Here is a 13,625-nt window from a genome sequence, read left to right as displayed (position 1 = left end):
TTCATATATTGAAGATTCTTATTTAAGAATATGAAAAAGATTTTACTACTTATATCGATAATTTTAATGAGTTGTCAATCCGAAAATAATTCGGATGTTGAGAAAAAAGCAGAAAAATTTACAAGAGATCTAGAAGCCATTAAAGAAAGTGGAACTCTTAAAGCACTTACAATTTATTCTGGAACCACTTACTTCTTGTACAAAGGGCGACCAATGGGATTTGAGTATGAATTGCTAGAAAGATTGGCAGATGACTTAGATGTTGAACTAGAAATGGTGGTCGCTAAAGATGAAAACGAGCTCATAGACTTATTGCAAAAAGGCGAAGGTGATCTTTTGGCTTATGGTTATACAATAACTGAGTCAAGAAAAAAACAAATCAATTTTACTACGCCACTTTACCTATCACACCAAGTATTGGTTCAAAGAAAGCCCGAAAATTGGAGAAGGATGAAATTGCATGAGATTAAAAATTATTTAGTCACCAATCCAGTTGAGTTAATTGGAGATACTATATCTGTAAAGCGTAATTCATCATATGCTTCGCGTGTGTTAAATCTTTCAAATGAATTAGGTGGTAATATTATAATCGATACATTAAGAGGAACTCTATCTACTGATAAAATTATTAAAAAAGTCGCAGAAGGTGATATAAAATATACTATAGCGGATGAAAATATAGCTTTTATAAATTCTTCATATTACCCTATTTTAGACATAGGGACATCATTAAGTCTCTCACAACGAATTGGATGGGCAGTTAGAAAAAGGGATACATCTTTACTTTCATCTGTAAATCAGTGGTTGGAAAATGCTAAGAAAACTACAGACTATCATGTTATCTACAATAAATATTTTAAAAACAAACGACTATACAAAAAGAGAGTAGTTAGTAATTTTTATAGTTTAAATGAAAATAAAATAAGTCCTTTTGATGACATTATTAAAGAAAATGCAGAACTCATAAATTGGGATTGGAGACTTCTGGCCTCTGTTGCATATCAAGAATCCCAATTTAAACCAGATAGAGACTCTTGGGCCGGTGCAAGCGGTCTAATGCAAATTATGCCTGCAACTGCAAGAGAACTTGGAGTTACGGATCCTTACAATCCAGGACAAAGTCTAAAGGCTGGAGCTAAATATCTTGACCAAATGCTCAGCAGTCATGAAAACGTAAAAGATAGCATACAGCGTGTTAAGTTTGCACTTGGTTCATATAATTGTGGCTTATATCATGTAAAAGACGCTCAAAAACTTGCTAAAAAACAAGGTTTAGATCCGTTAGTTTGGGACAATAACGTAGAACTTGCTTTATTAGATTTGAGCTTTCCAGAACATTATAATAAAGACTTCATAAAATACGGATATGTAAGAGGTGAAGAACCTTTCAATTATGTGAAAGAAATATTCAAAAGATATGAACACTACAAAAAATTTATAGACAATTAATTAGATAATTGTTGTTTTAAAATTACTTTCAGTTTATTTTTTATATCTTCAGATGCATCGGCAAGCATTTGTTCGTCAGTTGGATAATCAATAGGACCTCGTCTTACTAAATAAGCTTCATCTTTATTTAATACTCTGGAATCTCCGTCAAAATTTGCAAATCTGTTCTCAAAAACAAAAACACTTTCCAATGGATAAGTATTGATTTTTTGATCTGTAAAAAGATCAAAGTAATTAACGTTGGCAATAACTTTCACCTCTTTGGACTGGACGGTTTCAAAGAGAGTGCCATTCGCAATAACTGTAATGTCCTCTTTAATTTTATTGCCCCTGTCATCCAGAATATAATTGCCATTTCTATCTTTTTTATACCTCCACCCATCAATTATTTCTCGTTCTAAAGGAATTTGCCTTTCTAAAAGACGCTCTGGGGAAAATTGAATAGAAGTAAAATATATTTCTATAGAATAATTGTAAGTAATATCTTCTCTTGCATTTACGTGGTATTCTGTCCACAAGTCATCAAGATTTAAAGTGCTGAAATTTAGCAGCCTATCCTCTACTTGAGCAGGAATAATTTGTTGAGTATCATTAAATAAAGAAACAAGTATAAAATCAATGCCTTTTAAATAAGCCTCTCTTTTTAGAAGAGAAACATCTTTAAATCCTGGTGCTAAGTTTTCTAATTCAATTAAACTATTATAGGCTAAACGACTATCAATTTTATCTCCAGATCTTAAAAGGTCAGTAGCTTTGGTGTAAAGGTAATTGGCATAATTTTCCTTAACAATAAGAATATTTTCAGAAAAATCATAAAATTCAAAATCTATTATTTCGCCTTGCCCATCCTCTAGTGGTAAAAGAGGTTTAATTTTATTCTGAATATTCTTAAGTGTAATATATGATTCATAAACAGGCTTTGAATTATCCTTTAAGGTCTCCCTTTCAAGAAAATCAATCCGTTCTAAAGTAGATTTTCTATATTTTTCAAAAGATTGCTTTAACAAAGAAGCATAAGCAGAACTTTTGTTATTGCTTTTATTTTTTTGGAGTTTCCCTACAGACCTATCAATGGCTTCAATATAATTCCCTGAATTTAGTGCGCGTTGTGTTTTCTTAACTGAATTACATGATATTAAAATACATACACTGAAGAGAAGTAAAAGTTTTTTCATATTCTAAATTATAATTCTACAAATGTAAATAATCTATTCTCAATAAATTTAGAATTTATATTACTGAATATCAAAATAGTAAATCCTTTAATCTAAATTAAGTCTAAATAAACTTGTAGTATTTAGCGTTGGATGTTATTTTTGCACGAAAATAAAAAATTATACATAATTAATCTAAATAAACATGAATTTAAAGCCTATTACAGCTGTTTTATTGTTACTAACTTCTGGTTTTTTAATTGCTCAAAATCAAAAAACAGCTTCAAAGGATTCTATACAATACTTAATGGAGGTTACAATTGTTGCAAACAAACTTCTTGGCAGTAAATTCGAGGCAAGGAATAGAACTGGCTCAGCGTATTTCTTATCTAAGAAAGAACTTCAGCAACAAAATTATTTTGATATCAACAGAGTATTAGGTCAAATTCCCGGTGTCAATATATATGAGGAAGATGGTTTTGGACTTAGACCAAATATTAGTCTTAGAGGAACGTCTCCGGAACGCTCCTCTAAAATAAATATAATGGAAGATGGAATCTTGATGGCTCCTGCTCCATATAGTGCTTCTGCAGCTTATTATTTTCCAAATGTGAACCGTATGCAATCTGTTGAAGTTCTAAAAGGAAGTAGTCAGGTTCAGTACGGTCCAAATACGACTGGTGGAGCAATCAATTTTATTTCTACAGAAATCCCTTCAGATTTTAGTGCTAATGTAAGAGCTAATTACGGCTCTTATAACACACTGAATGGTTATGCTAACGTAGGAGACTCTTTCAAAAACTTCGGTTATATGGTTGAGTATAACAGAAGACAATCTGAAGGATTTAAAAATTTAGATAATGGCGATGATACAGGATTTGAAATGAATGATGTGGTAGCAAAATTTAGAATTAACACAAATCCAGAAGCTATTGTTCAACAATCTTTAGATTTTAAATTTCAATATTCAGATGAAGAATCTGATGAAACTTATTTAGGTTTAACTCAAGAGGATTTTGAAAGAACGCCATTTAGACGTTATGCTGGATCACAAGAAGATTTGATGAGTACTGAGCATACACAATTCACTTTAACACATACGGCTAATTTTTCAGATTATTTCAGAATCACAACTACTGCATATAGGAATGATTTTAAAAGAAATTGGTATAAACTCAATGATATATCTGCAAACGGTGAGTCTTCCAGTATCGCCAATTTATTAGATAACCCAAATGATTTTCCGTTCCTTTTTGGTATTGTAAATGGAAGTCAAAACTATACAGACTCTGCACTCAATTTGAAAAATAACAACAGAGAATATTATTCTCAAGGTATTCAAACTAAAGCAGATTATCACTTCCTTACTGGTCAAGTCTATCATGATATCGAAGTTGGTTTAAGATTTCATCAAGATGAGGAAGACCGTTTTCAATGGGTTGATGGATACAATATGGTTGATGGAAATATGAATTTAGTCGCTGCTGGTGTACCAGGAACCGACTCCAACCGTGTGACAGATGCCAAAGCTTTTGCTGCTCATGTATTATATAAATTGAAATATGGAAGATTAACATTAACTCCAGGTTTTAGATATGAAAATATCAATTTAGAAAGAAATGATTATGGAAAAAATGATGTCACAAGAACGGGTTCTAGTCTTTCTTCAAGATCCAATGAAATAAATGAATTTATACCAGGTATTGGTGCAAATTATAAATTGAATCAGCAGTTTTCACTTTTTGGAGGGATCCATAAAGGTTTTTCACCAGGAGGAACAAGACCAGAAGAAAGCTCTGAGCTAAGCGTAAATTACGAATTAGGAACTCGTTTTAATTTCAATGGACTATCTGGTGAGTTAGTTGGTTTTTATAATGATTATAGCAATTTACTTGGTAGTGACTTTGCTGCAACTGGTGGTGTAGGAACTCTAGATCAATTCAATGCTGGTGAAGTAAATGTAGCTGGCCTTGAAGTACAAGGTTCGTATGATTTTTTAAAAGAAAATTCAAATTTTAGTTTACCACTTACAATAGCTTATACATTCACTGATGCAACTTTCCAGAATTCATTTGACAGTAATGTTGGTATTTGGGGTGAAGTAAGAGATGGAGATGAAGTCCCTTACATTTCAAGACATCAATTTAATGCAGGATTAAGTTTCATTGCCAGTAAGTTTGAGGCCCATGCCAACGCCAGGTATAGAGGAGAATTTAGAACTCAAGCAGGCTCAGGAAGTATTCCCAGCAGAGAAAAAGTAGGAAGTAATTTTATTATTGACTTATCTGCAAAATACCATTTAACTAAAAATTTTAGTTTGACGTCAAATATTATAAATTTAGCTGATCATGAATATGAAGTGTCAAGAGTTCCGGCTGGATTAAGACCAGGTCATCCTTTTGGAATTTATGGTGGATTTGAGTTTAGGTTTTAATAAAAGTTTGAATTTGTTTTTTGTTTACGATTAGGAAAATGCCCAAATCTTTAAGATTTGGGCATTTTAATTATAAATATTTGAAGACTTACTTTTTAATTATTTTTTTGGTAACAGACTGAGAACCATTATCAATTTTAGCAAAATAAACTCCTTTTGTATAAGAGCTAAGATCTAAAACGCTCATTCCCTTAATTTGAGTTTTTAATACTCTTTTTCCAGTAATATCAAAGAGTGCAATATTGAAAGACTCGCTCGATTTAGGATTAATATTTATAAGAGATCCGGTAGGGTTGGGATAAATTTCAAACTCAGTAAATTCAAAGTCATCAGAAGATAAACTTGATAAGATTCTAAAACTTATAACTTCCGTAGATCCGAATTCACCACCTTCAGAAATTATTTCACCAGAATTTGTTACTAACCTATAGGATCCATCTCCATGCTCACAACAGATCCCATCTCCAAAAGAATCTGAAATAATAAATTCATAGCAATTATCCGTGCTCACATTAAATGTCTCAATATAAGTTGTTTCATTTATCAATGTTCCCTGTTGTGCCTCTTTAATTAATGTACCATCTTGATTATAAAATTGCCAAGAAGTTTCACCTGCAAATTCATCTGTTATCAAGGTGAGTACTACATTATCAGTAACATAAGTCTCACTTTGATAATTATCTATAATTTTTATATATGTATTATTATCAGGAAAATCGTCAACTACATTATTTATTTCAATAGAAGCCGTTAAATTATTACCGGAATTTAAATCAAGGAGTGGAGATGCAATAATAGCTCTTTCTTGATAAGCTATAGATCCCGTCCATTCAATGATTTCTGGAGCCTGAGAGCCAATTTGATATGTTAGCGTAGCACTTGTAACAATATTATTCCCCCTATTCAGGATATTAAATGTAGGTGTAAACTCATTAGCACATATCTGGTTGCTAGCACCCTCGACTATGATTGCAACGTCATTATCAAATACTTGATCAGGAGGAAATTTATCAAGAGTAAAAACACCTGTAGCAGCTGGATCTAACCATTCTTTAAGTCGTTTTGACGGTATATTTCCATAATCCCATGAAATATCAAATCTTCCATAATAGTCATAAGATCCATTATTTTCAGTTCCAACACAATCAGCCGCTCCACCTGCAAGTTGACCAACAATTCGACCGTTTTGATCAAAAAGAGGAGAACCTGAAGAGCCTGGCTCTGTCACACCTATTTCCCACTCATCAAGGAACCAATTATCCATGTTGCTTATACCATTAAAAGGCCTTGAATTTTTTGATGGATTATTATCGTCTCTCGATACTTTCATGATATCACCTCTTGGATGGTGAATTCCAACAGTAAAATCTGGAATATTACCTGATCTATCCCATCCAGCCCAAACTAAATCCCAGTCGCTTGGAAATGGAGAATCAATTTCTAATAAAGCAAAATCAGATTTTGAATTACTAGCCAGTAAAGTAGCGCCGCTTAGTGTCTGATCAAAATCTCCATTAGTTGAATTTGTATTTGTAGAGCAAGAAGGGTCTGGACTTCTCCAATTGAATCTAAAAGCCCAACTACCAACAGATCCTCCCAAACAATGATTTGCAGTTAAAAAATATTGACTCCCATCATTATTTGTATTGTTTACGAGTGAACCTGAACAAAAACCACTTGAATCAACTATTGTCATCGCAACTGATTTTTTAAGCTGCTCTTTATAGCTATCAAAATCTCCACCCACTGGACAATCTACATCTTGATTGCAGGCTCCTGAATCATTTAATGCCTTATCCAAAGCTGGGATATCTGAAATGCTTCTATAGCCATGAACTACTTTTGAGATATGTAATTGCCCTTTAAATTCAGCTTCTGCCGGTTCATAATATTCTATCCAAACATTATCACCATCAATCAGCCATGTACCAAATTGCATATCATCTCTATTTTGTGTCGATGTATAAGCTCCTAATAAATCGGTTCTTTTATCATTATAAAAATAAAGCTTAGCACCATCAGGAATAAGGAATTCATCAAATAAGAAATTTAATGTCTTAGCACCCTTAGATTTAATATTCAAAAGCCAAATTCTATCTCCGTTCTTAAGTTCGTTCCAATTACCATTTTCAAAATCTAAACTTACTTGATATTCATATCCAAATCTATATGGTTGATCATTTTTCTCATCATTGATTTTGTCTTCCTCCTGTAATGATTTCAAATCAAATCCAGGCATCAATATAGATTTCGAAGTATTTAAATTCAGTTTCCAACTTTTAGGTTTACCTTCATTTGTAACTTGTGCACTTACATTGAAAAAGAAAAATAAAGCAATTATTAATGGTAGATAATTGTATTTTTTCATAATAATTTTTTTAAAACCTATAAATATATTTAAAATAATAATTATATCAATAATTTATTACTAAATTTAATTATCTAGCTAACAAGCTCTTAGTGATTATTTTTATGCCAATATGACATGTTATGTTTTGGGTATAGCATTTGAAATTGATTATTCAAAATAATAAAGATGGATTTTAAAAATTTTACTATAAAAACACAAGAGGCTGTGCAAAAAGCACAACTGATTGCACAAGAACTAGGTCATCAACAAATTGAAAATGAACATATCTTTAAAGCCATTTCTGAAGTTGATGAGAATGTTACTCCTTTTTTACTAAAAAAACTGAATGTTAATACACAACTTTTTCTTCAAATACTTGATAAAAATTTGGAGAATTTCCCTAAAGTTTCTGGTGGTGATATCATGCTCTCAAGGGAAGCAGGGAAGACCATAAATGAAGCTAGTATTGTTGCTAAGAAAATGAAAGATGACTATGTTTCAATAGAACATCTCATTTTAGCAATTTTTAAAAGTAAAAGTAAAGTAGCACAGGTTTTGAAAGATCAAGGAGTTACTGAAAAAGCGTTGGAAGCAGCTATACAGGAATTGAGAAATGGTGATAGAGTGACTTCTCAAAGCGCTGAGGATAACTACAATTCTTTAGACAAGTATGCGAATAACCTCAATAAAATGGCTGAAGAAGGGAAACTGGACCCAGTCATTGGAAGAGATGAAGAAATACGAAGAATACTTCAGATTCTTTCCAGAAGAACCAAAAATAATCCAATGCTGGTAGGAGAACCTGGTACAGGTAAAACAGCTATTGCAGAAGGTCTTGCTCATAGAATCATTAGCGGTGACGTTCCTGATAATCTAAAATCTAAAAAGATTTATAGTTTAGATATGGGGGCACTTATAGCTGGTGCAAAATATAAAGGTGAATTTGAAGAACGCTTAAAATCAGTGATTAAAGAAGTTACATCAAGTGATGGTGATATTGTTTTGTTTATAGATGAAATCCACACCCTTGTTGGAGCTGGTGGTGGCGAAGGCGCCATGGATGCAGCAAATATTTTGAAACCTGCACTTGCCAGAGGAGAACTTAGAGCTATTGGAGCAACAACTCTAGATGAATTTCAAAAGTATTTTGAGAAAGACAAGGCACTGGAAAGGCGTTTTCAAAAGGTAACTGTAAATGAGCCCGATACTGAAAGTGCTATATCCATTTTAAGAGGAATTAAAGAAAAGTATGAAACTCACCATAAAGTGAGAATCAAAGATGAAGCTATTATTGGTGCCGTAGAACTTTCTCAGCGTTATATAACCAATAGGTTTCTTCCGGATAAGGCTATTGACTTGATGGATGAAGCTGCTTCAAAATTGAGAATGGAAATCAATTCCAAGCCAGAAGAACTTGATGTTTTGGACAGGAAAGTCATGCAACTGGAAATTGAGATTGAAGCGATTAAGCGTGAAAATGATGATACTAAATTAAAATCTCTCAGAGCCGATTTAGCAGATCTCAAAGAAGAACGAAACACACTTCATGCACGGTGGAAAAATGAAAAGGATATTGTAGATAATATTCAGAAAATAAAAACCAATATCGAAGATTATAAACTTGAAGCAGAACGTGCAGAACGTGAAGGTGATTACGGAAAAGTAGCTGAAATTCGATATGGGAAAATTAAAGAAGCTCAAGAGAAACTGGAAGAACTTCAAAATGAAGTTGAAAATCAGAAATCAGAAAACACTTTAATAAAAGAAGAAGTCAATTATGAGGATATTGCTGAAGTTGTAGCTAAATGGACAGGTATTCCAGTTACCAAAATGTTGCAGTCTGATCGTGAAAAACTTCTTAAGTTAGAGGATGAATTACATAATAGAGTTGTTGGGCAAAACGAGGCTATACAAGCTGTTTCAGATGCAGTAAGAAGAAGCCGAGCTGGATTACAAGATCAAAATAGACCTATAGGTTCATTCTTGTTTTTAGGTACAACTGGTGTAGGCAAAACAGAATTGGCCAAAGCTCTAGCTGAGTATATGTTTGATGACGAAAGCTCAATGACTCGAATAGACATGAGTGAATACCAAGAAAGACATTCTGTAAGTCGATTGGTTGGGGCTCCTCCGGGTTATGTAGGTTATGAAGAAGGTGGACAATTGACGGAAGCTGTAAGAAGGAAGCCCTACTCTGTGATTTTATTAGATGAAATCGAAAAAGCTCATCCGGATACCTTCAATATTTTATTACAGGTGCTAGATGAAGGTAGGTTAACTGACAATAAAGGTAGATTGGCTGACTTCAAAAATTCAATCATTGTGATGACCTCCAATATTGGTAGTCATATAATTCAGGAAAAATATGACACTTCAAAAGACGTGGAAACGGCAATGGAAAGTGCAAAAGTTGAAGTGCTTGGTCTTTTAAAGCAAAGCGTAAGACCCGAATTTCTGAATAGGATTGACGACGTTGTGATGTTTACACCACTTTCTAAAAATGATATCAAAGAAATTGTAGGCTTACAAATCAACCACTTAAAGAAGATGTTGATGAAGCAAGGTATCACCATTGATGCAACTGAAGAAGCTATCGAATACATAGCTAGAATTGGTTTTGATCCACAATATGGAGCAAGACCTGTGAAAAGAACAATTCAAAAAGAAGTGTTGAATATGCTTTCTAAAGAAATTCTGGCTGAAAATATAAAAACAGATAGTATCATTTTACTCGACCAGTTTGATGGAAAATTGGTGTTTAGAAATCAGTAATTTTATTTCAAAAATTAAAAATCCCGCTTCAAATTATTTTTGAAGCGGGATTTTTTTGTTTTATCTTATTTAGATCAATCTATCCAAGTTTTATAAAGTGTATAATTTTTAGCTGTACGTTTAATCATTTCTAAATTTTCTTCAGAAACAGTGTTCAGCTTTTTAGCGGGTATGCCAGCATAAATAGTATTTGCTTCGACTTTAGTTCCAGCTGTTACAATTGCTCCTGCTGCGACAATACTTCCACTTTCGATTACAGCATGGTCCATCACGATGGCTCCCATACCTATCAAAACATCGTCTTGAATTGTGCAGCCATGAACGATAGCTTTGTGACCTATAGAAACTCTATTTCCAATCTTGGTCGCTGCCTTTTGATACGTACAGTGAATAATCGCCCCATCTTGAATGTTGGTCTCATCCCCTACCTCAATTGAATTCACATCCCCACGTACTACTGCATTATACCAAATGCTGCAATTTTCACCTAGCTTGACATCACCAACTACTGTAGAGTTTTTAGTTAGAAAACATGAGGAAGGCAATTGTGGAGATATCCCTTTTATAGATTGAATTAAAGCCATATTATTTGCTTAAGTACATTTTACGTCTTCCATAAAGCTCATAAAACGTATCATCTTTTAAACTGTCTATAAACAAAATGCTTTCTCCTGTACTTTTCATTTCTGGACCTAATTGCTTGTTGACATTATGAAACTTATCAAAAGAAAATACGGGCTGTTTTATCGCATAACCTTCTAATTGAGGGTTAAATGTAAAATCACTTAATTTATTTTCACCCAACATAATTTTAGTCGCATAATTGACATAAGGTTCTTTGTAAGCTTTAGCTATAAAAGGAACTGTTCTGGAAGCCCGTGGGTTAGCTTCTATGATATAAACATGATCGTCTTTAATTGCAAATTGAACATTAAGCAAACCAACAGTATTTAGAGCTAAAGCAATTTTCTTAGTATGATCTTTTATTTGCTCTAAAACTAAGTCGCCTAAATTGAAAGGTGGAAGTAATGCATTGGAATCTCCAGAATGTACACCACAAGGCTCTATATGTTCCATGATACCCACAATATAAACATCTTCACCATCACAAATAGCATCTGCCTCTGCTTCTATCGCTCCATCCAAATAATGGTCTAAAAGCAATTTATTATTAGGAATTTTTCTCAGCAAATCAATCACATGATTTTCGAGCTCTTTTTCATTTATGACAATTTTCATTCCTTGTCCACCAAGAACATAAGATGGTCTTACAAGAATAGGAAAATCTAGTTCTCTTGCAAGGTCTAAAGCTTCTTCTGCTGTTTCAGCTACACCAAATTCTGGGTAAGGAATATCGTTGTCTTGTAATAATTTTGAAAAGCTTCCTCTATCTTCTGCTAAGTCAAGAGATTCATAGCTTGTCCCAAAGATTTTAATACCATATCTACTCAACTTTTCAGCAAGTTTTAATGCAGTTTGGCCACCAAGTTGAACTATGACCCCATCTGGATTCTCATGTTTGATGATATCATAAATATGTTCCCAAAAGACAGGTTCAAAATAAAGTTTATCTGCCGTGTCAAAATCTGTAGAAACTGTTTCTGGATTACAGTTAATCATGATGGTCTCATAACCACATTCCGCAGCAGCCATAACCCCATGAACACAGCAATAATCAAATTCTATCCCCTGTCCAATTCGGTTAGGTCCTGATCCTAAAACAATAACTTTTTTCTTATCGGTAACAATACTTTCGTTGGCATTTACTTTTTCACCATCTTTATTTAGGACATCAGCTTCAAAAGTTGAATAATAATAAGGGGTATGTGCTTCAAATTCTGCTGCACAAGTGTCTACCAATTTATAAATTCTATTGACGTTTAATTCTTCTCGCTTTGTATATACTTCACTTTCTAAACACTCCAACATATGAGCAATTTGACGGTCTGCAAAGCCTTTCTGTTTAGCCTCTAGCATCAAATCCTTGCTTATATTTTCAATGGAATACTTTGAAATTTCCTTTTCTAAATTGAAAAGCTCTTCATATTGCTTAAGGAACCACATGTCAATTTTTGTGATCTCATGAATTCTACTAAGTGGAATTCCCATCTGAATAGCATCATAAATTACAAAAACCCTATCCCAGCTTGCAAACTCAAGTTTACTCAATACCTGATTGTAATCTGTATAACTCTTTCCATCTGCACCAAGTCCATTTCTCTTAATTTCTAGAGATTGAGTAGCTTTATGTAAGGCTTCCTGGAATGAACGACCAATTCCCATAACTTCACCCACAGACTTCATTTGAAGTCCTAAGGTTCTATCTGAGCCTTCAAATTTATCAAAATTCCATCTCGGAATTTTTACAATAACATAATCAAGAGTAGGTTCAAAAAATGCAGATGTGGTCTGAGTGATTTGATTCTGAAGTTCATCCAAATGATATCCTATAGCCAGTTTTGAAGCAACCTTAGCAATGGGGTATCCAGTGGCTTTAGAGGCCAAAGCCGAAGATCGAGAAACTCGAGGATTGATTTCAATGGCAATAATATCTTCTTTTTCATCAGGACTCACGGCAAACTGAACATTACATCCTCCAGCAAAATCTCCAATACTTCTCATCATTTTGATGGCCATATCCCTCATCTTCTGATAGGTTTTATCACTTAAGGTCATGGCTGGAGCAACAGTAATTGAATCTCCTGTATGAATACCCATAGGATCCATATTTTCTATACTACAAATGATAGTAACATTATCGTTGCGATCTCTAAGTAATTCTAACTCAAATTCCTTCCAACCTAACAAAGCTTTGTCAATAATCACTTCATGAATAGGCGAAGCTTCTAGACCTCTTGTTAGCAATTCTTCAAACTGATCTTCCGCATAAACTATAGAAGCTCCACTTCCTCCTAAAGTAAAAGATGCTCTAATCACCAATGGAAACCCAAAGGCTTGTGCTACTTCTTTTCCTTGTAAAAAGGACGTGACTGTTTTTGAAGGAGCTACTCCTACTCCAATATCCTGCATCAATTTTCTAAACTTCTCTCTATCTTCTGTGATATTGATGGCATCGATATCTACCCCAGTAATCTTTACACCAAAATCTTCCCATATTCCTTTATCATCTGCTTCTATACAAAGATTCAAAGCTGTTTGTCCTCCCATGGTCGGTAAAACTGCATCAATCTCTGGATGATCTTTTAAGATCTCAATAATTGATTTTGTTGTGAGTGGCTTTAAATAGACATGATCTGCCATTGACGGATCCGTCATAATAGTTGCAGGATTGCTATTTATAAGTATTGTCTTAATCCCTTCTTCTCGAAGAGATCTTAAAGACTGGGAACCTGCATAATCAAACTCACAAGCTTGACCTATCACAATAGGACCAGAACCTATTATGAGCATTGTTTTAATGTTGTTGTTTTTTGGCATATCGGAACTCTTTAATAATGAAACTATT

Annotated in this window: 7 protein-coding genes; 3 read left to right on the top strand and 4 right to left on the bottom strand. The window is 33.6% G+C overall.

Annotated elements, in window-relative coordinates:
- The first annotated feature begins 30 nt into the window (after positions 1 to 30).
- Positions 31 to 1,449 (top strand): MltF family protein, encoded by a 1,419-nt coding sequence (locus ACFQ0R_RS06040; protein WP_379657491.1) that lies wholly within the window; start codon positions 31 to 33, stop codon positions 1,447 to 1,449.
- On the opposite strand, the gene ACFQ0R_RS06035 is transcribed toward ACFQ0R_RS06040, so the two are convergent.
- A complete protein-coding gene (locus ACFQ0R_RS06035) occupies positions 1,446 to 2,624 on the bottom strand; it encodes a hypothetical protein (protein ID WP_379657490.1) in 1,179 nt (392 codons plus the stop codon). The genes ACFQ0R_RS06040 and ACFQ0R_RS06035 overlap by 4 nt on opposite strands.
- Positions 2,625 to 2,808: 184 nt before the next feature.
- Between ACFQ0R_RS06035 and ACFQ0R_RS06030 the strand changes: the two genes are divergently transcribed.
- Positions 2,809 to 5,037: a TonB-dependent receptor family protein gene (locus tag ACFQ0R_RS06030; RefSeq protein ID WP_379657489.1), complete on the top strand. Its 2,229-nt coding sequence runs from the start codon at positions 2,809 to 2,811 to the stop codon at positions 5,035 to 5,037.
- A gap of 88 nt (positions 5,038 to 5,125) precedes the next feature.
- Here ACFQ0R_RS06030 and ACFQ0R_RS06025 read toward each other — a convergent pair whose 3' ends face one another.
- Entirely contained in the window at positions 5,126 to 7,405 is a 2,280-nt protein-coding gene (locus ACFQ0R_RS06025; RefSeq protein ID WP_379657488.1) for a T9SS type A sorting domain-containing protein, read from the bottom strand.
- Positions 7,406 to 7,573: 168 nt separating this feature from the next.
- Between ACFQ0R_RS06025 and clpB the strand changes: the two genes are divergently transcribed.
- Complete coding sequence (gene clpB, locus ACFQ0R_RS06020; RefSeq protein WP_379657487.1) at positions 7,574 to 10,159, top strand: ATP-dependent chaperone ClpB; 2,586 nt, start codon at positions 7,574 to 7,576, stop codon at positions 10,157 to 10,159.
- 74 nt (positions 10,160 to 10,233) lie between these two features.
- On the opposite strand, the gene ACFQ0R_RS06015 is transcribed toward clpB, so the two are convergent.
- Together ACFQ0R_RS06015 and carB are read right to left on the bottom strand one after the other, a co-directional pair.
- On the bottom strand, positions 10,234 to 10,743 hold the full coding sequence (locus tag ACFQ0R_RS06015) for a gamma carbonic anhydrase family protein (RefSeq protein ID WP_379657486.1): 510 nt from the start codon (positions 10,741 to 10,743) through the stop codon (positions 10,234 to 10,236).
- 1 nt (position 10,744) lies between these two features.
- A complete protein-coding gene (carB, locus tag ACFQ0R_RS06010) occupies positions 10,745 to 13,597 on the bottom strand; it encodes a carbamoyl-phosphate synthase large subunit (RefSeq protein ID WP_379657485.1) in 2,853 nt (950 codons plus the stop codon).
- Positions 13,598 to 13,625 lie beyond the last annotated feature (28 nt).

This window comes from Psychroflexus salinarum (genome assembly GCF_042677225.1).
Taxonomy (GTDB): domain Bacteria; phylum Bacteroidota; class Bacteroidia; order Flavobacteriales; family Flavobacteriaceae; genus Psychroflexus; species Psychroflexus salinarum.
The sequence above is the reverse complement of the archived record's forward strand: the minus strand, read 5'-3'. Positions and strand labels throughout refer to the sequence as shown.